Origin of the sequence: Streptomyces sp. NBC_01197 (assembly GCF_036010505.1) — a bacterium.
Taxonomy (GTDB): domain Bacteria; phylum Actinomycetota; class Actinomycetes; order Streptomycetales; family Streptomycetaceae; genus Streptomyces.
The window spans coordinates 1,521,014-1,545,270 of the sequence record NZ_CP108569.1; the positions used below are offsets into that span (position 1 = coordinate 1,521,014).

The following is a 24,257-nucleotide window of genomic DNA, read 5'->3' on the forward strand; positions in this document are numbered from 1 at the left end:
CACAAACTAACGACGGATCTCAGGCGCAGGACACTAGCCTCGGCTCGGTGGAATCCGACTACGACGAGCTGGACCGTCGGCTCGTGCACGCCCTGGAGATCGACGGCCGTGCCCCGTTCAGCGCCATTGCCGAGGTTCTCGGCGTGTCGGACCGCACCATCGCCCGCCGGTACGCCCGGTTGCGGTCGGCCGGGGCGGTACGGGTGCTGGGTGGGGTCGACCCCACCGCGCTGGGCGCGATCCTGTGGTTCCTGCGGGTGCGATGTGCGCCCGCCGCGTCGCACTCGGTCGCCGAGGCGCTGGCCAGACGCCCCGACACGTCCTGGGTGAGTCTCAGCTCGGGCGGCACCGAGATCACCTGCGTGGTCCGTACCGAGAGCGAGGCGGACAGCGAGGCACTGCTGCTGGCCAAACTCCCCCGCACGCCGCGCGTGGAGGGCGTGACGGCGCACTCCGTGCTGCACGCCTTCTACGGCGGCCCGGACAATCTGGTCGGAAAACTGGGGTCGCTGAACGCGGAGGAGGCCGAGCGGCTGCGCCCGCCTCCGATGTCGCGGCGGCGGGGACCGGTACGGCTCGTCGAAGGCGACCGCAAGCTCCTCGCCCTGCTCGCCGCCGACGGCCGGGCCGGGTTGGAGCAGTTGGCCGAGGCGACCGACTGGTCGCCGACGACGGTACGGCGCCGGATGACGGAGCTACGGGAACACGGCCTGCTCTATCTCGACATCGACGTCGACTGGCGCATGTTCGGCTTGAAAGCCCGGACCCTGCTCTGGCTCTCGGTCGCCCCCGCACACCTGGAGGAGGCCGGCCAGGCGCTGGCCGGGCATCCGGGGATCGCGTTCGCCGCCGCCACGACCGGCCCGACCAACCTGTACGCGAGCGTGGTGTGCACGAACCAACGGGAGCTGTACCGGTACCTGACCACCCGGATCGCCGCGCTCCCAGCCGTCACACACCTCGAAACGGCACCAGTGATCAGGACCGTCAAGAGGGCAGCGAACCAGACATGGCAACCGGCCGGCCCCCTGCTGTTCTGATCGCGCGAAGCACACCGCTTGTCACCAGGCCGGGGCGCTATCTGTCACCGGCAGCGCGCGAGGGCGGTACGGCGCCCGGCACCACCTCACGTACCACATCCATCAGGGCCCGCGCCCGGCGCGTCTGGCGCACTCCGGCCACCTGGGCGAGCACCAGGTCCAGCGGGGTGTGCGCACTGGACAGCGGCAGCGCGACGACCTCACCGCCGCTGTACGTCTGGGCGGTGGCCGGCAGCTGGTTGAGGACCGAGAAGCCGTGTCCGCGCGCCACCAGGGAGCGCACCGTCTCATAGCTCTGGGTTCGGTGGCGGACGACGGGGCGGGTGCCCGTCGCGTTCACCATCGACCAGAAGTAGTCGCGGCTGTACGGCAGATCGAGCAGTACGAGCGGTTCACCGGCCAGCTCGGCCAGGTCGACCGACTTCCGTCCGGCCAGCCGGTGGCCGGCGGCGACCAGGGCATGGGCGGGCACGGTGGCCACGGTCTCCCGCTGGACCTCCGGGCCGAACCCGAGGTCGTAGGTCAGCGCCCAGTCGATCCGGCCCTCGCTCAACGCCCGCCCCAGTTCGGTGACTTCGGCCTCCAGCACGCTCACTTCCACGCCGGGGCAGCGGTCGGCGAACTCGGTGAGCAGCGCCGGGAGGAAGAACGGTGCCAGCGTGATGAAGCAGCCCAGCGCCACCGGCCCGGTCAGCTCCGCGCCCGTCCCCTTCGCCTCGTCGGCGACCTCCCTCGCGTGCGCCAGCAGCTTCCGGGCCTCGTGCAGCAGACGGCTTCCCGCAGGGGTCGGTGTCAGCCCCTTGGCCCGGCGCCGGAGGAACAGCTGCACGCCGAGCTCGTGCTCCAGGTTGGACACGGCCGTGGAGACCGCCGACTGGGCGATCAGCAGGCGTTCGGCGGCGCCCGTCATGCTGCCCGCCTCGGCCGCGGCGACGAAGTAGCGCAGCTGGACCAGGGTGAACGCGACAGGTGGCATGGTCAGTTCCTCTGCTGGATCCGGTGCGGAGAACCGTATCTCTATTTCCGATGAACTGCCTCCAGAAGATTCGCTTTACCGATGCGGATCGCTCCTCCCACAGCGGTTCCGCCAGTGGTTCCGCAGCGCTCAGCCGCACAGCTCCGGGCAGCCGGTGACCGTGCGCGCGTATCCGGCGATCATCCGCAGCGCGGCCGTGCGGTCCACGGCGGTGTTGCGGCTGACGATGTGCAGCCCGTACCCGTCCTCCAGGGTCACCAGATTGCGGGCAGTGTCCTGGAGGGGTTCGGTCAGCGTGAAGTCGCCCGACGCGGCGCCGAGTTCGAGGATCGTCGCGTACAGCGCCGTCTCCCGGGCGAAGAGCGAGCCCATGAGCGCGGCGTGCGAAGCGCTGCGGTCGGCCCTGCTGTGCAGTTCGTACAGCAGCCGGTGCGCGGCGTCGTCGGCGTCGGCCGGGAGGCCGGACGCGATGGCTTCGCGCAGCCGAGCCACCGGGTCCGCGATGTGGTCCGTACGGCTGTGCCGGTCGGCGAGGAACCGCTCGACGGCGCCCTGGTGGACCTCGAAGACGAGGTCGTCGAGGTCCGGGTAGTAGTAGAGGACCGAACCGGCGGAGACGCCCGCCTCGGCCGCGATGTCCTTGATCCGCAGGCCGGCGATGCCCCGTTCGGAAATCGCCCGGCCGGCCGCGTCGATCAGCGCCTCGCGTCGGGCTCCCTGGTTCTTGGGTCGAGCCATGAAGTCATTCTCCGTCCGTCGATTCAAGTTACCCGATCGCAACGTGTCATTGGTATTGACGACGTCATCCATCATTGTTTGAATCTCGCATCAAAGAATCAGGCCCGTGCAGGGCGCGCCGAACGGCGCCGAGGAGGCAGCATGGAACACCACTCGTCGCCCGTCCCGGGCGTCGTGGAAAACCGCACCATCGACGCCGTCCCCGCCGCCGAGCGGCACGGCCGCACCCGCGACCTGTTCACCATCTGGTTCAGCGCGAACCTGGGCCCGCTGACCGTCGTCACCGGCGCCCTGGCCCCCGCCGCTTTCGGCCTCTCCTTCTGGTGGAGCCTTGCGGCCCTGCTGGCCGGCCATCTCGGCGGCGGCTTCCTCATGGCCCTGCACTCGGCGCAGGGCCCGCAGCTCGGCGTGCCGCAGATGATCCAGAGCCGGGGCCAGTTCGGCTCGGTGGGCGCGCTCGCCGTGGTCCTGGTCGTCATCGTCATGTACCAGGGGTTCTTCGCCTCCAATCTGGTCGTCGGCGCCCAGTCGCTGAGCGAGGTGACCCCGGTCGGACAGCACACGGGTGTGCTGCTCGGCGCCGTGGTCAGCCTGATCGTCGCCGTGGTGGGGTACCGCCTTATGCACCGGATCGGCGCCCTCACCAGCTGGGTGTTCGGAGCCGTCCAACTGGTCGGCGCCGTGTGGCTGTTCATCGGCGGACTGCCCGAGGGCTTCCTGACCAGGGGAGGCTTCAGCATCGGCGGGTTCCTCGGCGTGGTCTCCGTCGGCGCGCTCTGGCAGATCGCGTACGCGCCGTACGTCTCCGACTACTCGCGCTATATGCCGGCCGACCGCGCCGGCGTCCGCTCGACGCTCTGGTGCACCTACGCCGGATGCGTCCTCGGCAGCCTGCTCCCGATGGTGGTAGGCGCGGCGATCGGCCTGGCCGGCGGTGACAACCCGATCGCGGCCCTCGACGGTCTGCTCGGCAACACGCTCGGGCAGCTCACCCTGTGGAGCTTCGCCCTGGTCACGATGCTCACCAACTCGATGAACCTGTACGGGGCGGTGCTGTGCGCGGTCACCGCGGTGCAGACCTTCGCGCACCGCTGGCTGCCCCGTGCCACCGGCCGCGCCGTCCTGGGGACCCTGCTCACCGCGCTCTCCGTCGTCCTGGCCCTCTGGCTCGCCGGCTCCTTCATGAGCAGCTATCTCGATCTGATCTACGTCCTGCAGTACGTCCTGATCCCGTGGACGGCGATCAACCTCGTCGACTTCTATCTGATCCGGCACGGCGATTACGACATCGCGTCGTTCTTCGCCAGGGACGGAGGGATCTACGGCCGCTGGAATCTGACAGCTCTGGGGGTCTACGTACTCGGCATCCTCGCCGAGATCCCGTTCATGGCGCAGTCCCTCTACACCGGGCCCATCGCCCACGCCCTCGGCGACACCGACCTCGGCTGGATCGCCGGGCTCGTGGTCACCGTCCCCGTGTATCTGCTGGCCGCCGGGCTGACGGGGCGCAGGCGCCGCCCGGCCGCCGGCACCCGTCCCCCCGGCACCGACTCCCCCGGCACCACGACACCGCCCGCATCCCCCGCACCGACCTCCGGAGCCCCGACCGTATGAACACCCACGCCGACTGGCAGCGGCGCGCCGCAGCCCTCGACTTCCGTACCCGCGTCTTCACCGACGGCCGCTGGACCGACGCCGCCGACGGAGCCACCTTCGCCACCATCGATCCGGCCACCGGCAGGACCGTCGCCCGGGTCGCGCAGGGCGGCGCGCCCGAGATCGACGCCGCTGTCCGGGTCGCCCGTACCGCCTTCGAGGACGGCCGCTGGTCCCGCACCGACCCCGCCGTCCGCAAACGGGTGCTGCTGCGCCTCGCCGCCCTCATCGAGGCGAACGGCCCCGAACTGGCGCTCCTCGACACTCTCGACATGGGCAAGCCGATCACGGAGTCGTACGGCACCGACGTGCCCGGCGCCGCCGGCTGCTTCGCCTGGTACGCGGAGGCCGCGGACAAGCTGTACGACGAGGTCGCCCCCACCCCGCCGGGCAGCCTTGCGCTCGTCCGGCGCGCGCCGCTCGGGGTCGTCGGCGCGGTGGTGCCGTGGAACTTCCCGCTGGATATCGCCACCTGGAAGCTCGCGCCCGCGCTGGCCGCGGGCAACAGCGTCGTCCTCAAGCCCGCCGAGCAGTCCCCGCTTTCGGCGCTGCGGCTGGCCGAACTCGCCGCGGAGGCCGGGCTGCCGGACGGGGTGCTCAATGTCGTCCCCGGCCCGGGTCCGACGGCCGGGCGCGCGCTCGGGCTGCACGCGGACGTGGACACCGTGGTCTTCACCGGTTCCACGTCCGTCGGCAAGCAGTTCCTGTCGTACGCGGCCGACTCCAACATGAAGCAGGTGTGGCTGGAAGCCGGCGGGAAGAGCCCCTGCCTGGTCTTCGCCGACGCCGACCTGGACGCCGCGGCGGAACGTGCCGCGTGGGGCTTCCTCTACAACGCGGGCCAGGTCTGCTCCGCCAACACCCGGCTGCTCGTGGACGCCTCGATCGCCGAGGAGTTCACGGACCGGGTCGTCAAGCACACCGCCGCCTATGTGCCGGGCGATCCGCTCGACCCGGCCACCCGGCTCGGTCCGCTGGTCGACGAGCGGCAGGCGGCCCGGATCCTCGGGGCGGTCACCGGCTCCGGCGGCCGCATCGCCTGCGGAGGTACCCGCCCCGACCGGGACGGCGCCTATCTGGACCCGACCGTGGTCACCGGACTCGCCCCGGACTCGCCGCTCGCCCGCGAAGAGCTCTTCGGGCCGGTGCTGACCGTGCTGCCGTTCACCGATGAGGGGGACGCGGTACGGATCGCCAACGACTCCCCGTACGGGCTCGCCGCGTCGCTCTGGACCCGCGACCTCTCCCGCGCCCACCGGGTCGCCGACGCGCTGCGGGCCGGGACGGTCTCGGTGAACACCGTCGACGCGCTGAGTCCGGCCACCCCCTTCGGCGGGTTCAAGCAGTCGGGCTTCGGACGCGATCTCTCCCTGCACTCCTTCGACAAGTACACCGGCCTGAAGACGACTTGGATCGACTACGCATGAACACACTTGTCCTGGACGAGATCGACAGGCGCGCCGACGACCTGGTCCGCCTCACCTGCGACCTGGTGGCCTTCGACACGACCGTGCGCGGCAGCGCGGACGAACCCGCCCGCGACGAGGCCGACCTCCAGGAGTACCTGGCGGCCCGGCTGCGCGCGGCCGGTGCCACCGCCGATGTCTTCACCCCGGCCGCCGGCGGCCTGCCCGCATCGCCGCAGACACCGCCCGGGCTCGGTTTCGACGGCCGCCCGCAGCTGGTCGCCCGCTTCCCGGGCACGGGCGGCGGCCGGTCGCTGCTGTTCAACGGCCACATCGATGTGGTGTCCGCCGAGCCCCGGACCGCCTGGACCAGTGATCCGTTCCGCGCCGAGGTCCGTGACGGGCGGCTGTACGGGCGCGGCACCTGCGACATGAAGGGCGGCATCGCGGCGGCGGTCGTCGCCGCCGAGGCGCTCGCCGCGCTCGGTGTCCGGCTCCCCGGCGACCTGCTGATCAACACCGCGACCGACGAGGAGTGGAACGGGGCGGGCACCCTCGCCTCCGTCCACCACGGCGTACGCGCCGATGCGGCGATCGTCCCGGAGCCGACCGACCTCGATGTCGTCACCGCGCAGCGGGGCATACTCGGCGGCACCGTCACCGTCGCGGGCCGCCCCGGGCACGCCGAACACCCGCCGGGAGACTGGCGGGCCGGGGGCGCCGTCAACGCCATCGAGAAGACCCTTCCGGTGCTCGCCGCCCTCCAGGGGCTGCGCGAACGCTGGGCGGCCGACCCCGCGCACCGGCACCCGCTGCTGCCGCCCCCTTCGATCGTGCCGACCACCATCCGGGGCGGTGAGTGGTGGGTGACCTACCCTGCCTCCTGCGAAGTCGGCCTGGACATCACCTATCTGCCGGTCCAGGCCGACGACGGCGGCTGGGCGAGCCGGGTACGGGACGACATCGAGCGGACGGTACGGGCGGCCTGCGCGGCGGACGGCTGGCTCACCGCGCATCCGCCCCGGTTCGCCTGGGACACCGAACTGCCGCCCGCCGAGGTCGGCTCCGGCCATCCGCTGGTCGGCCGGCTCGCCGCCTGCGCCACGGCGCTCGGCCGCACGCCCCGGGTACTCGGCGAACCCTCCTGGACGGACGCGGCGACGCTCACCCGCATCGGCGGCACGCCCGCCGTCTGCCTTGGCCCCACCGCGACCCGGCCCGACGGATCACCGACCCTCCACACCATCGACGAGTACATCGAGGTCAGCGATCTCGTCGACACCGCGAAGGCGCTGGCACTGGCCGCCGTCGAACTGACCGGCCCCGCCTGACCCGCGCCACCCGACCCACACCCACCTGGCTCCAGCACACAGGAACGAAAGGACGCACGGCCATGCCCTTCAGCCATGCCGAACTCGCCGCCACCGACCGGGCGCACATCATCCATCCGTACCTCCCCGGGTCCGCCGAGGAGCGGGTCGTGATGACCGGCGGCTCCGGCTGCCGGCTCACGGACGCCGAGGGCCGCTCGTACCTCGACGCCACCGGCGGGCTCTGGCTCGCCCAGATCGGCCACGGCCGTGAGGAGGTCGCCCAGGTCGCCTTCGACCAGATGAAGCAGCTGGAGTACTTCACCAGCTTCTGGGAGTTCTCCAACGACAAGGCCGTCGCGCTCGCCGCCCGGCTGGCCTCGCTCGCCCCCGCGGGCCTGGACCACGTCTACTTCACATCGGGCGGCTCCGAGGGCAACGAGGCCGCCATCAAGATGGCCCGCTACTACCACCACCGGCGCGGCGACACCGACCGCACCTGGATCCTGGCCCGCGACAAGGCGTACCACGGCATCGGTTACGGCGGCGGCTCGGCCACCGGGTTCCCCGTCTACCACGAGGGGTTCGCCCCGATGATGCCGCACGTCTCGCACCTCACCCCGCCGTGGCCGTACCGCACCGAGCTGTACGGCGGCCAGGACCCCACCGACTTCCTGATCGCCGAACTGGAGGCCCGTATCGCGGAGATCGGCCCCGGCAACATCGCCGCCATGATCGGCGAGCCCATCATGGGCGTCGGCGGGATGCTCGTGCCGCCCGCCGACTACTGGCCGCGGGTGCGCGAAGTCCTCGACCGGCACGGGATCCTGCTCATCTTCGACGAGGTCGTCACCGCCTACGGGCGCGTCGGCGAGTGGTTCGCCGCGCAGCACTTCGATGTCACCCCCGACATCATCGTCACCGCCAAGGGCATCACCTCCGGGTACATCCCGCTCGGTGCGCTCATCGTCGCCGACCGGGTCGCCGAGGTGCTGCTGCGCGACCACGGCTTCCCGATGGGCTACACGTACAACGGCCATCCGGTGGCGGCCGCCGTCGCGCTGGCCAACCTCGACATCATCGAACGCGAAGGGCTGCTCGGGCGCGCCGTCACCATGGGCGCCCGGCTGCACGCCGAACTGGACGCGCAGCTGGGCGGGTTGCCGGTAGTCGGCGAGATCAGGTCGGTCGGCATGATGCTGGCCGTTGAACTCGTCGCCGACCGCGAGTCGCGCACCCCGCTCCCGCTGGACCCCGCCCGGATGCCGCACGACGTCATCCGTCGCGAGACCGGTGTCATCGTCCGCGACTCGGCCCACAGCCTGGTGCTGTCGCCGCCGCTGATCATGACGGACTCGGAGGCCAAGGAGGCCGCGGTGGCGCTGCGTTCGGTCCTGGAGCGCACCCTCCCCACCGGAGAGGTCCGGGCCTGATCCGCCGGCCCCGCTCCACTGTGCCCGATCCACTGGGCCGGGCCGCGCTGCGCCCGGTCTGCTGCGCCTGATCCCTGGGCCGCCGCCCCACCCGGGCCTCCCGTCGCCGCGGGAGGTCCGGGTGGTCCCGCCCATCAGCCGACCGCAACCGTTCGTCACGTGCCTCCCGCGGCGCGTGCCGGCAGGAGGACCTCGTGTCTGCACCACCGGCCTCACCCGCACCAGCCGCCGTGCCCCCACCGCCCCATCTCTCCCGCAGCCTGCGCCGCTTCGACATCATGGCGATGGGCATCGCCGCCGTCATCTCCTTCGACGTGGTCGGCCAGATCGCCACCGGCGGCGGCGAGGCCGTCACCTGGACCGCCGTCATCGCGCTCCTCTTCCTCGTCCCGTACGCCCTGCTCTTCGCCGAGACCGGCGCCGCCTTCCCGCAGGAGGGCGGCCCCTATGTGTGGGTCAAGCTCGCCTACGGCAAGGCGACGGCAGCGCTCACCACACTCTTCTACTGGGTCACCAACCCGGTCTGGCTGGGCGGTTCGCTGGTCTTCGCCGCTTCCGACGCCTGGAACAGCTACGTGTCGCACCTCGGCAGCGGCACCTTCGCCGACTACGCCTTCAAGCTCGTCTTCATCTGGGCCTCGATCCTGACCGCCGTCGTCTCGCTGCGCCGCGGCAAATGGATCACCACGGCCGGTGCGGTCGTCAAGGTGGGCTGTGTGCTCCTGTTCACCGGAACCGCCCTGGCCTACGGTCTGCAGCACGGTTTCGCGGGGCTGCACCACGCACGGTTCACCCCGACCACCGCAGGGTTCCTCGCCCTGGTTCCCGTCCTGCTCTTCGCGTACGTGGGCTTCGAGGCCCCGAACGCGGCCGGTGACGAGATGCACGACGCCAAGCGCGACGTCCCCGTCTCCATCGCGGTCTCCGCGTCCGTCGCGACCTGCTGCTATCTGCTGCCCGTGCTCGCCATCCTGTCCGCGGCGCCCGCCGACAAGGTCACCGGAATCGGCGGGTTCATGGAGGCCGCGGCCCTGGTCTTCGGGGTATACGGCTCCTGGAGCGGGCCGCTGCTGACGGCGGCCGGGGTGATGTTCGCCTTCGCGCTGCTCACCCAGGGCAGCGCCTGGATGATCGTCAGCGACCGTATGCAGGCCATGGCGGCGGCCGACGGCGGGTTCTTCGGCCGCTCCCTCGGCGCCTTCCACCGCGGGCTCGGCACGCCGGTACGGATGAACCTGGTGTCCGGGATCACCGCCACGATCTTCATGATCGCCGCGACGAACCTCGTACGGGGTGACAGCGCGGCGGTCTTCGGCGTCGTCCTCACCGTAGCCATCACCACACTGCTGCTCTCGTATCTGGTCGTCGTGCCGGCGCTCGTCACCCTGCGCCACCGCCACCGCGAAGTCCCCCGTCCCTACACCGTGCCCTTCGGCACCGCGGGCTTCCGGGTCTGCGCGGTCCTCGTCTACGCCTGGATCCTGGTCGGCTCCTGGGTCGCGCTCTTCCCCGGCACCCTGGAAGCGGCCCTCGGTGCCGGCTACGACTTCCGGCAGACCTGGGGCGTCACACGCACCACGTTCGAGGCGTTCACGCTCGGCACAGTGCTGCTCCTGCTCGCCATCGGCGCGCTCGGCCGGGGCGTGGGCGCGATCCGGGACCGTGCGGCGCGTACGAAGGAGGAGTCCGGCCCCTCCGGATCCGCCGCACACGTACACACCACGGCGCCGTAGACCCCCGGCCCCGGCCCACTCCCCCGCCCGGCCGCCGGTCCCGGCCGCACCGTCCGTCAAACATGGGATGTTAGGTTGATTGGAGGTATTGAACCTGGAGGTGGACATGCCGCTACGCGCGACGGAGCGCTCCAGCCTGGTCGGACGCGTGATCGACCAGCTGCAGACCCTGATCGAGTCACGGGAATGGCCGGTCGGTACGAAGATTCCGGCCGAGCCGGTCCTGGTGGAGCTGCTGGGGGTCGGCCGGAACACGGTGCGCGAGGCGGTGCGGGCACTGGTGCACAGCGGGATGCTCGAACCGCGCCAGGGGGACGGGACCTACGTACGCGCCGCCGACGACCTCGGCGCCGCGCTCCTGCGGCGGCTGCGGCGGGCGAGCCATCTGGAGGCGCTGGAGGTCCGTGCCGGTCTTGAGCGCGACGCCGCCCGGCTGGCGGCCGAACGCCGCACCCCCGAGGACGTGGCCGCGCTGCGGGCCGCCCTGCGGCGTCGCGACGAGACCAGGCACGAGCCCGATCCCGCCGAGTTCGTGGACGCGGATGTCTCCTTCCACCACACAGTGGTGGCCGCCGCGCACAACGGGATGCTCACCGATCTGTACAGCCATCTCACCGACGGGCTGCGCGCCACCGTCACCTCCGTCACCCACGCTCCGCTGCCGGACGGGCCGCGCTTCCAGCTGGATTCGCACGCCGCCCTGGTGGACGCGATCGAAGCGGCCGACGCCGACCGGGCGGTCCGCTGTGTCGAGGAGTACATCAACGAGACCATCGCCTCCGTCCGGTCCCTGCAGGACGCGGACCCCCTGCCCGGCCGGCCCGACGGCGGCGAAACCGGCCCCCGGACGAGCAACGGCGCGAACACGGGAGGCGGCGCATGAAGGGCACCCGCGCTGAGCAGAGCCCGATCCGGCCGCCCGGCGAGCGGATACCGGCCTCACCGGCCTCCGCCCCGGCCTCCGCGCCGGCACGGGACGCGGTGCGGCCGGGCGGGCTGCTCGCGTTCGGCGTGATCGTCCTGGCACTGAACCTGCGTCCCGCCCTGGTGGCCGCTTCACCGCTGCTCGACACCATCCGCACCGACACGGGCATGTCCGCCACCGCGGTCGGGCTGCTGACCACCCTGCCGCTGCTCTGCTTCGGTCTGCTGGCCCCCTTCGCACCGCGCCTGGGACGCAGGTTCGGCATGGAGCCCGCGTTGCTGGGCACCATGGTGCTGATCTGCGCCGGAACCGCGCTGCGGCTGGTGCCGTCGATGGCGGCCCTGCTCGGCGGCACCGTCATCGTCGGTGCGGGCATCGCCGTCGCCAATGTCCTGCTGCCGGGGGTCATCAAGCGCGACTTCCCGCAGCGGGTCGGCCTGATGACGGGCCTCTACTCGATGTCGCTGTTCGGCGGGGCCGCTCTGGCGGCCGGTATCACCGTCCCCGTCGAGCACGCCGCCCACCTGGACTGGCGCTCCACGCTGGCGCTCTGGGGGCTGCTCGGTGTGCTGGCGGTCCTGGTCTGGGCCCCGCAGATCCGCCGTCACAGCCGGGCCACCGCGGCCGAGGCGCGCAGCGCGGCGCATCCCGTGCGGGGGCTATGGCGCAACCCGGTCGCCTGGCTGGTCACCGGCTACATGGGCCTGCAGTCCCTCTCGTACTACGCCGCCGCCGCTTGGCTGCCGACCATCCTGAGCAACGCGGGGATGGCCGAGGGCACCGCGGGATGGATGCTGTCGTTCTCCAGCCTGCTGGGGATCGCCGGGGCCTTCGTCTCGCCGGTCCTCGCCTCGCGGGGTGTGCGGCCCGGACTGCTGGCGATGGTCGGCGCCGTGCTGACCGTGGGCGGTTTCGCGGGTCTCGTTATGGCCCCGGTGAGCGGGGCCTACCTCTGGATGGTGCTGCTCGGGCTCGGCCAGGGCGCGGCGATCTCGCTGGCGATGCTGTTCATCGTGGAGCGGGCGCCGGACGGCCGCCATGCCGCGCAGCTGTCCAGCATGGCGCAGTGCTTCGGCTATCTGCTGGCCTCGGTGGGGCCGCTCGCGCTGGGCGCCGTGCACCAGCTGACCGACAGTTGGACGGTGCCGCTGGTGATGCTCATCGTGCTGCTGGTGCCGCAGGCGGTCATCGGCACCGGCGCCGCCCGCGACCGGCACGCGGCACCGGAGCAGAGCCCGCGGGACCGGGACCGGGGGACGCAGGACTGACGGACCCGCCGGGACACCACCGCCGGCCGGACGGTGCTGTGCGGGCCGCTCGCCCGCACAGCCGGTCCGGCCGGCGTTGCCTTCTACCGCCCCGGGCTGCTGCCCGGACTTACTGCCCGGACGCCGGGTGGAGCCGGAGGTCGTGGTGCATCTCACCCTCCGTGCGCGTGACCGTGAGGAACTCCGCGCGCGGAGCGTGGGACGAGCCGGCCGCGATGAGCGTGTACGTGCCGGGCTCCAGACCGGTGATCCGGTAGCGGCCGCCGGCCGCCCGGACGCCTGCCTGGCGCTTACCCCGGGAACTGACCACCGTTATCCACGCACCGCAGTCGACCGGATGGTCATCGCACCGTACGGTGCCGCTGACCGTGACCGAACCGCCGGTCCTGGAACCACCGGTCCTCGAACCACCGGCGTTCGGACCGCCGTTGCTCCGCGCGGGCTCCGGTCCGCTGCCGACCGGGCGGGCGGCGTCCTGCGCGGGCACCGCCGCCCCGGGGCCGGCCTGTTGCCCGGCCCGGTCCGTGACCGGTCCGCGCGGTCCCGGCGTACTGCCCGGCTTCCGCGCGTCCGCCTGCCGCCGGGTGTGTGCGGCCCACGCCGCCAGGACCTCCTGGGTACGGCGCTCCCGTGGCGTGGTGGGCGGCGTCCCGGGGGCTTCGGCGGCCGCGGTGACCCGCTCGGCGGACGCGGTGACGGTCTCCAGACCGCGGCCCTCGGCGAATCCGGCCAGCACCTCGTCCAGCGCGGCCAGTTCCCGGAGCGCGGTGTGCAGCCGGTCGGCGCGGGGACCCGCCGGGGCTCCCCGCAGCTGCCCTTCGAGGTCACGGATGAGCGGGCTCACCCTGACCCAGGTGCCGCCGGGCTCCCCGGTCGAGAAGTGCCGGTCGAGCGCCCGCAGCGACTCCAGGAGCGTCTGCGTGATCCGCTCGACGTGCCCGGTGAGCCGTGGCCCGAGATCGATGTCGACATCGGCCGCGGCGGCGAGTGCCCGTGCGTGCGCGGTGGCGGTGGCGAGGAGCGCGAGCCGGTTCTCGGCGCCGCGTCCCCGGATCCCCAGCGGCATCCGGACCAGCGGCCGCGCCACACTGCGGACCTGGAACAGGGCCGCGTCGACCCCGCGGGCCGCGCCGCGCAGCCGGACCGGGGCCTCGGGATCCTCCCAGCGTTCACGGACCTGGCTGATCAGGTGCTCCAGCGCCGCGACATAGCCGCGATCGGCCTCCTGGGCGACCTTCCGGGTGGAGAGGGGGAAGATCAGCGCGGCGCAGGCGGTGGCGACGAGGATTCCGAGGCCGTTGTCCAGCAGACGCTCGCCCAGCAGGTGGTCCATCCTGCTGTACGGGGTGGACATCCCGTACAGCTGGACGAGAGCGGTGACGAGTCCCACGACCCAGTAGGCGTACTGGCGCTGCATCCCCCAGGCGCCCAGGGCCAGTCCCGCGACGATGACCAGCAGGGTCCAGTAGACGTGGCCGGGTCCTATGACATGGAGCAGCCAGATGCCGATCACCGCACCGGCGACCGTGCCGACCATCCGGTGGGCGAGCTTGCGCAGCCGCTCGTGCGTGGTGTTGGTACCGAACAGCGTGATCATCACGCCGATCAGTCCCCAGTAGAAGCGCCGGGGGTCGATGGCGTCGGTGATCGGGCAGACGATGGCGCAGGCCACCGCCGCGTGCAGCGGTACGCGTACGTACGGGACGACGCGCCGCCAGCCCTTCAGCTGCTGAGCCGCCGCGACCCGCCTGGCGACCGCGCCGGTTCCGGCCGGGCGGTTCTGCTCCAGGGCGACCGTGGGCTGGAAGGGGACCTTGGCCCGGGCCTTCGGCGCGTTCCAGCCGAGTTCGAGCCAGTGCGCGAGGGAGTCGGCGAGCGAGTCGAGGAGGTGGCCCACCCTCCGGGCCAGCATCGCGGCCTCGGCCTCATCGGGGCTCGCGTTCCGGTCGGAGAGGACCTCTGTGGCCTGCTGCTGGATGAGCCGGGCCGCCGGGTGCAGGGCGTCGGCCCGGCCCAGCGGGGTGTCGCGGGCGACGACCAGCGCGACGACCATCGCCTCGCGCAGGTGCGGCGGCACGGGCATCCGGGCGAGCCGCTGCACCGCCTGGCCTATGCCCTGCAGGGCGAGCTCGGCGTCGAAGAGGTACTGGTGGAGCAGCTCGGCGGTGTCCGGGTCGGCGGCGACCTCCGGCTGGGCGAGGCGGCCGTCGATGGTGACGGTGGTGATGTTGAGACGGCGCAGACTCCGCCGCATCCGCTTGATGGCGACGTCGTGGTCGGCGTCGGGATCCAGCGCGGCGGTGGCGGCGTCACCGACCCGGCGTGCCTCGACGACGAACGCGCGCTGGGTGCGGAGCAGGTCCTCGCGGGGCATCGGGCAGCAGAGCAGCAGCCGGGCGGCGAGGATGGCCACCGCGGACACCAGCGCCACGACGAACAGCTTCCCGCACAGGTTCAGCGGGATGGCAGCCATCATGCCGACCATGAACGAGTTGAAGAGCATCATGCCGGTGAGCAGCCCCAGCGGCCCGAACCGCGCGAGGAAGAACGTCAGCGCCAGCGCCACCACCATCAGGGTGAGCTGCAGCGCACGGTCGTCGCTCAGCCAAGCGGCGAGCGGCAGCACGGCCGAGTAGGGGAACGGCATCCACAGGATGGAGCGGGTCAGCCGGAGCGGGGTGTTCTCCGCGATGGCGAACGCGCTCATCATGCCCATCATGCCGCCGACCATCATGCCGAGCATGGCCGGCAGGGTCAGGGCGACGGACATCCCGTAACCGACGGCGAGGCCGGTGGTGACGGCGACCAGCGAGCGCCACCCGGCCTGTAGCTGACCGAGACCGGGGTCGGCGGCGAGTACCCCGTCCCACCAGCGTCTCGGCCCGCCGACCCGGCGGGGCGCGACGGAGCCCCCGGTGCGGGGTGGCCTGCCCCCGCCCGGCCCGGCTGTGGCTTCGGTGGCTTGCGCGGCTTCGGTGGCTGGGGTGGTCAACTGACCTCCGGTTCGACGGCGTGCAGAAGGGTGGATACCGCATCCCGGGCCAGTCCCACAGCCCGCTCCGGCTCGTCGACGTTCGTCCGCAGTCCTTCGAGAAGGGCCGACGCCATACGCTGCCGCGCCCGCTCCATGAGCTCTCCGCCGGCAGGTGTGAGCGACGCCTCGACGACGCGCCGGTCCTTGGAGCAGCGTTCGCGCTCGATGAGTCCGCGCTCCTCCAGCTCCTGGAGGACGAGAGTCACCCGCGGCTGGGCGATGCCGGTGTAGGCGGCGATCTCGGTGACCCGGCGTGGCCTGGGCTCCAGGGCGTCGAGTACGGCGGTGTGGCTGCGCGGGAGTCCGAATTCTCCGGCCCTGAAGAGCGCCTGGGAGAGCCGTCCGATGCCTCGCAGGAGTCCTCGGGCGGCGTCCTCGATCCGCTGCTCGTCGGAGGCCGGAGATAGATGCATATCGCAATTATATATTGCCGTCAGGGGTGCTCGTCGACGTACCGGCCACCGGGCGGCACCGTCGGCCCGTGCGGACGGTGCCGCCCCGGCGGGTGTCAGCCCTGCTTGTCGTCGCCGTTGTGCCGGGCCCATGGGTGCCGCAGATGGATCCACACGTCCCGCGCCCGGCGCCCGGCCTCGGTGCGGCTGGCGGCGACCAGCGAGCGCGCCTGGTCATGGGTCTCCACCATGGGACCGGAGCCGCGCAGGGGCCGGCCCGCCGTCTCGTGCAGGAAGTAGGTGGCGATGAATCCGATGACGCCGGCGACCATCAGGTAGTACGCGGGGACCATGTCGTTCTTGGTGACCTCGACCAGGCCCGATGCGATCAGCGGCGTGGTACCGCCGAAGAGCGAGACCGAGACGTTGAACGAGATCGACAGGGCCCCGTACCGCAGCCGGGTCGGGAAGAGCGCGGGCAGGGTGGAGGCCGACGTACCCGCGAAGCACACCAGCAGCAGGCCCAGGATGAGGCAGCCGAACGCGGGCTGCAGGATGCCGCCCTGCCGGATCAGAACGAACGCCGGAACCGAGAGGACGATGAGCGCGATACTGCCCGCCATGAAGACGGGCCTGCGGCCCCAGCGGTCGGAGCTGCGGCCCACCGTGGTGATGGTGAGCACCACCACGATCATGGTGCCGAGCACCAGCAGCTGGGCGGTGAGCGCGTCCTGGCCGAGCGTCTCGGTCATGAAGGTCGGCAGGTACGAGGTCACCATGTAGTTGGTCACGTTGTAGAGCAGGACGAGACCCATACAGATGAGCACCGCCTGCCAGTGCTGGGTGAAGATCTCCCTCAGCCGCCCGTGGCCGGACTGCCGGGCCACTTCCACCGGGTCCTCGTCGCCCTCGTCGTGCGACTCCTTCGCGTACTCCGCCGCGGCCTCCTCGGCCTGGCGCTTGAAGGCGGGGGTCTCCTCCAGCCGCAGCCGCATATAGAGGCCGATCAGTCCGAGCGGCCCGGCCACCAGGAACGGGATCCGCCAGCCCCAGTGGACCATCCCGTCGTGCCCGAGCGCCGCGGTCAGGATGGTGACGATGCCGGAACCGAGCGAGTAGCCGACGAACGTACCGAAGTCCAGCCAACTGCCCAGGAATCCCCGCCTCTTGTCGGGTGAGTACTCGGCGATATAGGTGGTCGCTCCGGCATATTCACCACCGGTGGAGAAACCCTGTACGAGCCGGCAGATGAGCAGCAGGATCGGTGCGGTGAATCCGATCGAGTCGTAGCTCGGCAGGAACGCGACGGCGAATGTACTGATCGCCATCATGATCATGGTCGCGGCGAGTACGCGTTTACGGCCGATACGGTCGCCGAGCGGGCCGAACACCAGCCCGCCGAGGGGCCGTACGAGGAATGCGGCGGCGAACGTGGCGAAGGTGGACACGACCTGCGCCCCGGGCGAGCTGGAAGGGAAGAAGACCTCGCCGAGGGTGCCCGCCAAATAGGCGTACACACCGAAGTCGAACCACTCCATCATGTTGCCGAGAGCAGACGCGGACACCGCCCTGCGCACTTCGGGTTTGTCGGTGACCGTCACGTCCTCGGCACTCAGTGACCGTTTGCGGCGCCGTAGCAGGGTACGGAGGAGCCGGTCATTGGCGGGGTTCGATCCGCCGGACCGCCTTGATTCTCGTCGGGGGCGTCCCTTGCTCATGTCATCCCGTCTGCAGAGCGGCCATTGCCGCGTTCATCATCGCCTCGGTCTCCCCTGTCCAGTTTCTTCGCGGAAACACGGGAGACCGCGTGTCGGCGCGCCCTCAGGCACAACCGTCCGCAATACGGAGCGCCGGACCACTCCGTACCCCGCATTGCCTGGACAATGCAGCTGCGAAATCCCGGCCACCCACGCCGGCCGCACCATCAGCGCAGTACAGCGGGCAGATGGCCGCACCGTGGCCGGCACGGACCACGGGGCCGCCGGTCACAGGGCGCTGACCACCACCGCGAACCACGAACAGATCCGGAGAAAGGCATGATCCCCCAGGAGACAGGCGATCTCGGTACGGCCGCTGGGGAAAGGGCGGACGGCGAGGCCGGGAGAGTCACATCCGAGCAGTGGAAATGGTCGGTGCTGGCCGGTATGGCCTCCTACATGGACGCCGGATCCATCGTCGCGCTGGGCGCGGGGCTCGTGATGTTCCAGTCGTATCTGCACCTGAGTTCGAATGCCGTGGGGCTGCTCGCAGCGCTGGGGCCCAACGCGGTCGGCTGTGCGATCGGCGCGTTCATCGGGGGCCGGCTGGGTGACACGCTGGGCCGGAAACGCATCTACAAGTACGACCTGCTGGTCTATGCGGCGGGGATTCTCTGCATCGCTCTCGCGGTCAATCCGCTGATGCTCTTTCTGGGCACCTTTGTCGTGGGGCTCGCGGTGGGTGCGGACGTCCCCACTTCTCTCGCGCTGGTGGGTGAGTTCGCACCGGCTTCGGCGCGCGGAAAGCTTCTCGGATTCACCCAGATCGCCTGGAGTCTGGGCCCGGTCATTGTGCTGCTGCTCGCACTCGCCCTCGCCCCGTTCGGCCTGCTCGGTATCCGGCTGGTGTTTCTCCAGCTGTTCGTCGTGGCGCTGGTCACGTGGGCACTGCGGCGCGGTCTGGCGGAATCGGCGCGCTGGAAACGGGCGTTCGCCTCGGGAGTGACCGCACGGCCCACCGCGAGGGCGCTCTTCCAGGGGCCCAACCGGAACGCGCTGATCTGGACCGGGACGATCTACCTTTTCTGGGGACTGGCGGCCGCGACCAACGGCATCTTCACCCCCTACATGATCAGGACCCTGCACGCGGGCAGCCAGTCGGCGGGGGTGGGCCTCGCCTGTGCGGGGTTCGTGGTGAGCATCGGTGCGGCGCTGCTGTTCATGAACTACGTCGACCGGAGTCACCTCACCCGCAAGTGGATGTGGGGGGCGGGCGGCGCCATGCAGGTCATCGCCTATGTCAGCTATCTGGTGCTGCCGTTCACCATCCCCGTGATCATCCTGAACATCGTGCTCTTCGCGGTGGGCGGGACATTCGCAGGCGAGCCGCTCTACAAGATCTTCAGCCAGGAGCTGTTCCCGACCATGCTGCGCGGCACGGCCCAGGGCTTCACCTTCGGACTCTCGCGGACCTTCGTCGGGATCTGGAGCCTGTTCGTACCGGCGCTCGCCAGCACCGGCATCCGGCCGGTGGCCGCGCTGCTGGCCGTGTTCCTGGTGGTCAGCGGGGCGGTCGGCTTCTTCTTCATGCCCGACACAGCGGGTAAGTCACTGGAGGAGATCGAGGCGGAGCGCGCCTTCGCCTGAGCGGGCCCTTCCGCTTCCGTCACCCGCCGTATCCGGCGTATCTGGGCGGATTTACCGTGAACTTTCTGGCTGTCTTCCGCATCCCACTGCTTGGAAACGCGAAGACAACGCGCACCGCATTGCTGAGAAGCGCACCATTGAGAGTGGAGATCGATCGACATGGCTGAGCAGTATCGGAACAGCACCGCCCGGCGCGCAGGGGCCCGCACCCGCATCGCCCGTATAGGCGCCGCGGGGCTCGCCGTCGTCGCTGTCGCCGGACTCGGGCTCGCCGGGGCCGGGGCCGCCCAGGCGGCGTCGGTGCCCACCTGTGCCACCTCGGGGCTCACCGCCTCCTTCGGGCAGGGACTGGCCGGCGGGATGAACCACGAGGGCGTCGTCCTCAAGCTCAAGAACACCAGCGGCCACACCTGCGACCTGCGCGGCTACCCGGGACTCGGCCTCCAGGACGCCGGCCACCACACGCTGGCCTCCAAGGTGCACTGGGGCAGCACCTGGTACGCCAAGGGCCCGGCCAAGCAGACGCTGACCCTCAAGAACGGCCAGAGCGCCGAGGCGGTCATCGCCTGGACGCACGCCAACACCGGTACGTCCGACGCCCGGCACGCCTCCTACCTGGTGGTCACGCCGCCCGCGTCCACCACGCACAAGACCCTGAAGTTCCCGCAGTGGGTCGACAACGGTGAGCTCGACGTCACCGCGCTCGCCACGCACATCAGCGTCAACGGCTGATCACAGCAGAAGGCACAGAGGAAGGGGGCGGGCCGCAGGTGCGGCCCGCCCCCTTCTGGTTCCTGCTCCCGGTTCCCTGTCACGCGTCCTGTGCTCAGCTGCCCGAGCCTGCCGAGAACGCCCCGACCTGCGGCCCCGAGCTTCCGTCCGCCGGCACCGGGCCGCCGTTCCACGGCACGATCAGCGCGACCTTCTCGTCGGGCGGCGTGACCCGTACGGTCGGCGGTGTCACCTTGCCCGACCCCGACACCTCCGGGTTGGTGAACGACAGCGGCGCCCAGGCGCTCGCTCCGGGTGCCACCTTCACCGCACCGCCGGAGGAGCCGGTGCGTTCGGGATCCACCGAGACCTGGTGGCCTCCGCCGTCCACGAAGGCCAGGCCCGGGAAGCCGCTGACGGTGCAGGTGTGGCCGGACTTATTGGTGAGGACCAGCGCGAAGTTCTCCTGCCCCGCGCCGGGGTGGTCGTCGCCGATCGACAGACCGAGTTCGGAGGTGTGGCAGCGGGTCGAGTGGTTCGGTGCAGGTGTGTTCCCGCCTCCGCCGCTGCTGCTCCTCGGCGGATTCGCACTGCTGGTGTCTGAGCTCTTCGACCCGGACGGGGCGGCGGGCGGTTCCGATCCGCTTCCGGGTCCCGACGCCTGCGAGGTCGGTCCCTTGCTGCTGTCGGCCGGGGGGACCGACGCGCCGCTGGTCACCGGGCCGCCGACGCTGGCCACCTTCTGCGGACCCGAGTCGGCGTTGCCGCACCCGCTGAGCAGCAGCGCGCCCGCGACGGCCGCGGTCGCGGCCCCGGCTAGCAGGCCCCGGCGGTCGGCGAATCCGGTCCTCTCGCCGGCCCCGGTCAGGTGGTCTTCTCTGCCCCGCTGTCCTGGATTCGGCATGGTGCCTACCGTCCCTTCTGTGACGTCCCTATGACTACCTCCGATGACCGGAAGGACCGAAAAGTTCACGCAGCAACCCGCACGCTCCGCAGAATGCGGTCGGTGGCGTCGGCGCCGAAACTCTCGGCGCACCTGATCTGCACGTACACCGGCGGCTTGCCCCCGGCGACCGGAACCAGGGCGATCTCCTTGAGGCTTCTGCCCTCGGTTCCGCAGGAATCCCAGGTGCGAATGGTGCCGTGCCAACGGCTGTCCGAGTACGTGGTCGTGCCGACGGCCTTGCAGCCCGGGTGCGTGCTCTTCTTCACCTTCGCGGTCAGGGCCGCCGAACTGTCGGTGCCGGGACCGGCCGTACCGGCGAACACACCGTCGTCGTCCGTCCGCAGATCGGACCACCCCGCGACGGAGTCCGCCACTGTCAGGCCGGGCCGGTGCGTACGGCCGAGGCCGAGTACACCGGGTGACCAGCCGGAGTCGGCCAGTTGCACGGCCCAGGCGTGCGGGACTTCCAGGCTTAGTTTCCCGGTGGCGTCGCTGACCTGCTCCGTACTGGGCGGCCTCTGCTCCCACAGAGTCAGCGCCGTTCCCGCCCCGGCGGCGACGGCCACGGCCGCCAGTACGGTCAGTACGGTCCGCAGGGTCCGGGTACGTCGCGTACGGGTAGCCGGCGGGGCATCGGGGCCGGGTGCGGCGGGCACCGGGGACGCGGGGGCACCGGGCGGCCCGGGATGCTCGGGCGCCGCGAACGCCGGCGCCCCCGGGGAGGCGACGAACTCGGGGGCGCCGAAGGGCTCGGAGAACGCGACGGTCTCCGGGGAGAACGAGGGTGCGGCGGAGGCGTCCGGATTCGGGGGTACGGGCGAGCCGAACACCGGACCGGGCGGACCGAACCCCGGGCCAGAAGATACGGGCGGCGAATCACTGGTGGCCGAAGGCGCACCGGAAGCAGACGGTACGGGCGAACCGGCAGGGACCGAAGGCGCACCGGAAGCAGACGGTACGGGCGAACCGGCAGGGACCGAAGGCGCACCGGAGGAAGACGGTATGGGCGAAGCGTCAGGGACTGAAGGTACCGGCGAGCCTCCGGAGACTTCCGGTACCGGCGAGCCGCCCGGGGCGGGTGCCGCCTCCCCGGATGTGGGCAGCTCCCGCAGCCGCTCCAGTTCCGCCGTGAACGCCCGCGCGCTCTCCCAGCGCCGCTCCCGGTCCGGGTCCATGGCCCGCTGCACCGCTGCCACCACCGGCGCCGGCAGACCGGGCCGCAGCTCGTCGGCCGGGAGCACCTTGCCGGGCGGGCCGGGGACCGTGCCGGTGAGCAGGTGGTGGAGGACGGCGCCGAGGCTGTAGACGTCGGCGCGCGGGTCGATGCCGTCGTACGGCTGCGCCTGCTCGGGCGCCATATAGCCGCTGCTGCCCGCGATCACGGTGAGGCCGGATGCCTGCGCCAGGTTCTTCGCCAGGCCCAGGTCGGCGATGAGGACCCGCTCGTGACCGCCCGGCCGGCCCTTGAGCAGGATGTTCGACGGCTTGATGTCCCGGTGCACGATGTCCGCGTCGTGCAGCGCGGCCGCGCCGCGCGCCGCCTCGGCGGTCAGTCGCAGCGCCTCGTCCACATCGAGCTCGCCCGCGGTCAACAGGTCGTCCAGGGTGCCGTGGTCGGCGTACTCCATGACGAAGTAGGGCCGTCCGTCAGGGAGATCACCAATGTCGAATACCTGGACCACGCCACCCGAGTTGGCTCTGCGCAGCAGTCGCGCCTCCGCCACGAAGCGTTCCCTGATGTCCAGGCGGTACGACCAGTTGTCGGCCATCACCTTCACCGCGACCTCGGCGTGCAGCCGTTCGTCGTGGGCCAGCCACACCACGGCGAAGGCCCCCGTGCCGAGGCGCCGCAGTACGCGGTACCGGCCAATCTCTTCTGGTACGGACATGTGGCTATCATGCATGGGTGATCCCCCAGCGAGTCCAGTCGGCCCGACCGGCGGACACCCTCCAGTGACCCTGCCCGCCGATGGAACAGAAGCCCTGGCCGTCCGAGCATCCGGCGGCGATCAGGCAGCCCTGGACGCCCTGCTGCGGGACATCAGTCCCGATGTGCTGCGCCGCTGCGCCCGGTTCCTCCTGTACCGCGAGGATGCCGAGGAGGCGGCCCAGGACGTGCTCGTCCAAGTTGCGCGCAACATCCACCGCTTCGAGGGCCGCAGCAAGTTCAGCACCTGGCTGTACACGGTGGTCGCCAACTGCTCGCGGCAGAAGTACCGCGAGCTCAAGCGGCGCTCGGCGGAGACCCCGCTGACCACGGCGGAGACGACCCACCCCGACCCGCGTACCACCAGCGTGATCGCGGGCTCGCGCGTCGATCTGCTCGAAGCCCTGGAGCGGCTGGAGCGCGAGGCTCCGCAACTGGTGACGCCGCTCGTCTACCGCGACATCTGCGAACTCGACTACGCGGAGATCGCCGACCGGATGAACCTGCCCGTCGGCACTGTGAAGTCCCGGCTGCACCGCGCCCGCCAGCAGGTCAGGCCCTGGCTGATCGGCGGGGACACCGGCGAAGGACCGGGCGGCGCCGAAGCCTGAGGGCTACGCAAGACATCCCCGTCGTGTCCGGTATGCCGGACATGACAGATCCGGAAAAGCCTCGACGAGACCGAAGAACGCGATGAAGCTTTCACAGGGTGTGGAGTGGGGTCTGCACTGCGCCACGTTGCTCGCCCAGGTGCCGCCCGGCGGGCTGATGCGCCGCGGGGTGCTGGCCGCCCACTTCGGCCTGCCCGAGGCGTATCTGTCCAAGCACCTCCAGGCGATGACCAGAGCCGGGGTACTGAGCGCCAACTCCGGCCCGAAAGGCGGCTACCGGCTGGCCCGCGCCCCCGAGTCGGTCTCCGTCCTGGATGTGGTGGAGGCCATCGAGGGCACCGCGCCGCCTTTCGTCTGCCAGGAGATCCGGCAGCGCGGCACCGGCGCCTCCTCCGCCGAGGAGTGCCGGAGCACGTGCCTGGTCAACACCGTGATGAACGAGGCGGACGAGGCGTGGCGCGCCTCGCTGCGCTCGGTCACCATCGCCGAACTCGTCGCGCGGCTGCCCGACTCGGTGCGCACGCGCAATCAGGAGACCCTTACCCAGCTGGTTCACTGAGCCGGGACGCCGCCCCGCACACCGTTCCGGACAGGCCGCCGGCAGGCAGTCACCACATCGTGCGGGGCAGGGCGCGGCGCCCGTGCTCGCCCCGGGGCGCTACCTCTCCGCCGCCGCCTTCCAGCGGGCCAGGGCGCGGGCCAGCTGCTGCGACGCGCGTTCCACGGTTCCGTCGGGGCCCGGCTCCCCTGCGGGCACCGGCAGGTCGACGCGGGGACAGCGGGGGCCTCGTCGGCGGGGAGCCTTCA

The 24,257-nt window shown here is 71.3% G+C and carries 19 protein-coding genes; 12 read left to right on the top strand and 7 right to left on the bottom strand.

From position 1 onward, the window contains the following. Positions 1 to 47 precede the first annotated feature (47 nt). On the top strand, positions 48 to 1,040 hold the full coding sequence (locus OG452_RS06855) for an Lrp/AsnC family transcriptional regulator (RefSeq protein WP_327294727.1): 993 nt from the start codon (positions 48 to 50) through the stop codon (positions 1,038 to 1,040). 37 nt (positions 1,041 to 1,077) lie between these two features. Here the strand turns inward: OG452_RS06855 and OG452_RS06860 are convergent, their stop codons facing one another. Together OG452_RS06860 and OG452_RS06865 are read right to left on the bottom strand one after the other, a co-directional pair. Beyond that, complete coding sequence (locus tag OG452_RS06860) at positions 1,078 to 2,016, bottom strand: LysR family transcriptional regulator (RefSeq protein WP_327294728.1); 939 nt, start codon at positions 2,014 to 2,016, stop codon at positions 1,078 to 1,080. A gap of 129 nt (positions 2,017 to 2,145) precedes the next feature. Continuing rightward, positions 2,146 to 2,754: a TetR/AcrR family transcriptional regulator gene (locus OG452_RS06865; protein ID WP_327294729.1), complete on the bottom strand. Its 609-nt coding sequence runs from the start codon at positions 2,752 to 2,754 to the stop codon at positions 2,146 to 2,148. A gap of 141 nt (positions 2,755 to 2,895) precedes the next feature. Between OG452_RS06865 and OG452_RS06870 the strand changes: the two genes are divergently transcribed. The 7 genes from OG452_RS06870 to OG452_RS06900 all read left to right on the top strand — a co-directional run bounded on the left by OG452_RS06870 (position 2,896) and on the right by OG452_RS06900 (position 12,485). Further along, positions 2,896 to 4,368 (top strand): purine-cytosine permease family protein, encoded by a 1,473-nt coding sequence (locus OG452_RS06870; RefSeq protein ID WP_327294730.1) that lies wholly within the window; start codon positions 2,896 to 2,898, stop codon positions 4,366 to 4,368. Next, positions 4,365 to 5,837 (top strand): aldehyde dehydrogenase, encoded by a 1,473-nt coding sequence (locus tag OG452_RS06875; RefSeq protein WP_327294731.1) that lies wholly within the window; start codon positions 4,365 to 4,367, stop codon positions 5,835 to 5,837. The genes OG452_RS06870 and OG452_RS06875 overlap by 4 nt, the downstream gene beginning before the upstream one ends. Further along, positions 5,834 to 7,147: an ArgE/DapE family deacylase gene (locus OG452_RS06880; protein ID WP_327294732.1), complete on the top strand. Its 1,314-nt coding sequence runs from the start codon at positions 5,834 to 5,836 to the stop codon at positions 7,145 to 7,147. Before OG452_RS06875 ends, OG452_RS06880 begins: the two co-directional genes overlap by 4 nt. Positions 7,148 to 7,209: 62 nt before the next feature. Next, on the top strand, positions 7,210 to 8,559 hold the full coding sequence (locus tag OG452_RS06885) for an aminotransferase family protein (RefSeq protein ID WP_327294733.1): 1,350 nt from the start codon (positions 7,210 to 7,212) through the stop codon (positions 8,557 to 8,559). Positions 8,560 to 8,753: 194 nt separating this feature from the next. Then, the gene (locus tag OG452_RS06890; RefSeq protein WP_327294734.1) at positions 8,754 to 10,292 is read left to right on the top strand and encodes an APC family permease; all 1,539 of its coding nucleotides are present in this window, start codon (positions 8,754 to 8,756) and stop codon (positions 10,290 to 10,292) included. Between the two features lie 106 nt (positions 10,293 to 10,398). Further along, positions 10,399 to 11,175: a FadR/GntR family transcriptional regulator gene (locus tag OG452_RS06895; RefSeq protein WP_327294735.1), complete on the top strand. Its 777-nt coding sequence runs from the start codon at positions 10,399 to 10,401 to the stop codon at positions 11,173 to 11,175. Beyond that, complete coding sequence (locus OG452_RS06900) at positions 11,172 to 12,485, top strand: CynX/NimT family MFS transporter (protein WP_327294736.1); 1,314 nt, start codon at positions 11,172 to 11,174, stop codon at positions 12,483 to 12,485. Before OG452_RS06895 ends, OG452_RS06900 begins: the two co-directional genes overlap by 4 nt. Before the next feature lie 109 nt (positions 12,486 to 12,594). Here OG452_RS06900 and OG452_RS06905 read toward each other — a convergent pair whose 3' ends face one another. From OG452_RS06905 to proP, 3 genes are all read right to left on the bottom strand, one after another. Further along, positions 12,595 to 15,477: an FUSC family protein gene (locus OG452_RS06905; RefSeq protein ID WP_327294737.1), complete on the bottom strand. Its 2,883-nt coding sequence runs from the start codon at positions 15,475 to 15,477 to the stop codon at positions 12,595 to 12,597. Then, a complete protein-coding gene (locus OG452_RS06910) occupies positions 15,474 to 15,932 on the bottom strand; it encodes a MarR family winged helix-turn-helix transcriptional regulator (protein ID WP_327294738.1) in 459 nt (152 codons plus the stop codon). Before OG452_RS06910 ends, OG452_RS06905 begins: the two co-directional genes overlap by 4 nt. A gap of 95 nt (positions 15,933 to 16,027) precedes the next feature. Beyond that, the gene (gene proP, locus OG452_RS06915) at positions 16,028 to 17,629 is read right to left on the bottom strand and encodes a glycine betaine/L-proline transporter ProP (RefSeq protein WP_327294739.1); all 1,602 of its coding nucleotides are present in this window, start codon (positions 17,627 to 17,629) and stop codon (positions 16,028 to 16,030) included. 318 nt (positions 17,630 to 17,947) lie between these two features. Here proP and OG452_RS06920 point away from each other — a divergent pair, with 318 nt between their 5' ends. Together OG452_RS06920 and OG452_RS06925 are read left to right on the top strand one after the other, a co-directional pair. Beyond that, on the top strand, positions 17,948 to 19,255 hold the full coding sequence (locus OG452_RS06920; RefSeq protein WP_327294740.1) for an MFS transporter: 1,308 nt from the start codon (positions 17,948 to 17,950) through the stop codon (positions 19,253 to 19,255). 159 nt (positions 19,256 to 19,414) lie between these two features. Further along, positions 19,415 to 19,987, top strand: coding sequence for a DUF4232 domain-containing protein (locus OG452_RS06925; RefSeq protein ID WP_327294741.1), 573 nt, complete (start codon positions 19,415 to 19,417; stop codon positions 19,985 to 19,987). A gap of 94 nt (positions 19,988 to 20,081) precedes the next feature. Here OG452_RS06925 and OG452_RS06930 read toward each other — a convergent pair whose 3' ends face one another. Together OG452_RS06930 and OG452_RS06935 are read right to left on the bottom strand one after the other, a co-directional pair. Next, positions 20,082 to 20,870, bottom strand: coding sequence for a DUF4232 domain-containing protein (locus OG452_RS06930; protein ID WP_327294742.1), 789 nt, complete (start codon positions 20,868 to 20,870; stop codon positions 20,082 to 20,084). Positions 20,871 to 20,935: 65 nt separating this feature from the next. After that, on the bottom strand, positions 20,936 to 22,801 hold the full coding sequence (locus OG452_RS06935) for a serine/threonine-protein kinase (protein ID WP_327294743.1): 1,866 nt from the start codon (positions 22,799 to 22,801) through the stop codon (positions 20,936 to 20,938). A gap of 64 nt (positions 22,802 to 22,865) precedes the next feature. Here OG452_RS06935 and OG452_RS06940 point away from each other — a divergent pair, with 64 nt between their 5' ends. Together OG452_RS06940 and OG452_RS06945 are read left to right on the top strand one after the other, a co-directional pair. Beyond that, positions 22,866 to 23,450, top strand: coding sequence for an RNA polymerase sigma factor (locus OG452_RS06940; protein ID WP_405563777.1), 585 nt, complete (start codon positions 22,866 to 22,868; stop codon positions 23,448 to 23,450). 82 nt (positions 23,451 to 23,532) lie between these two features. Beyond that, positions 23,533 to 24,009: an RrF2 family transcriptional regulator gene (locus OG452_RS06945; protein ID WP_327294744.1), complete on the top strand. Its 477-nt coding sequence runs from the start codon at positions 23,533 to 23,535 to the stop codon at positions 24,007 to 24,009. The last annotated feature ends 248 nt before the right edge of the window (positions 24,010 to 24,257 follow it).

Bases quoted from the DNA above. Each gene is read 5' to 3' on its own strand.
- OG452_RS06860 (WP_327294728.1), bottom strand. From the start codon at position 2,016: ATGCCACCTGTCGCGTTCACCCTGGTCCAGCTGCGCTACTTCGTCGCC.
- OG452_RS06865 (WP_327294729.1), bottom strand. From the start codon at position 2,754: ATGGCTCGACCCAAGAACCAGGGAGCCCGACGCGAGGCGCTGATCGAC.
- OG452_RS06870 (WP_327294730.1), top strand. From the start codon at position 2,896: ATGGAACACCACTCGTCGCCCGTCCCGGGCGTCGTGGAAAACCGCACC.
- OG452_RS06875 (WP_327294731.1), top strand. From the start codon at position 4,365: ATGAACACCCACGCCGACTGGCAGCGGCGCGCCGCAGCCCTCGACTTC.
- OG452_RS06880 (WP_327294732.1), top strand. From the start codon at position 5,834: ATGAACACACTTGTCCTGGACGAGATCGACAGGCGCGCCGACGACCTG.
- OG452_RS06885 (WP_327294733.1), top strand. From the start codon at position 7,210: ATGCCCTTCAGCCATGCCGAACTCGCCGCCACCGACCGGGCGCACATC.
- OG452_RS06895 (WP_327294735.1), top strand. From the start codon at position 10,399: ATGCCGCTACGCGCGACGGAGCGCTCCAGCCTGGTCGGACGCGTGATC.
- OG452_RS06900 (WP_327294736.1), top strand. From the start codon at position 11,172: ATGAAGGGCACCCGCGCTGAGCAGAGCCCGATCCGGCCGCCCGGCGAG.
- OG452_RS06910 (WP_327294738.1), bottom strand. From the start codon at position 15,932: ATGCATCTATCTCCGGCCTCCGACGAGCAGCGGATCGAGGACGCCGCC.
- proP (WP_327294739.1), bottom strand. From the start codon at position 17,629: ATGAGCAAGGGACGCCCCCGACGAGAATCAAGGCGGTCCGGCGGATCG.
- OG452_RS06920 (WP_327294740.1), top strand. From the start codon at position 17,948: ATGATCCCCCAGGAGACAGGCGATCTCGGTACGGCCGCTGGGGAAAGG.
- OG452_RS06925 (WP_327294741.1), top strand. From the start codon at position 19,415: ATGGCTGAGCAGTATCGGAACAGCACCGCCCGGCGCGCAGGGGCCCGC.
- OG452_RS06930 (WP_327294742.1), bottom strand. From the start codon at position 20,870: ATGCCGAATCCAGGACAGCGGGGCAGAGAAGACCACCTGACCGGGGCC.
- OG452_RS06935 (WP_327294743.1), bottom strand. From the start codon at position 22,801: ATGTCCGTACCAGAAGAGATTGGCCGGTACCGCGTACTGCGGCGCCTC.
- OG452_RS06945 (WP_327294744.1), top strand. From the start codon at position 23,533: ATGAAGCTTTCACAGGGTGTGGAGTGGGGTCTGCACTGCGCCACGTTG.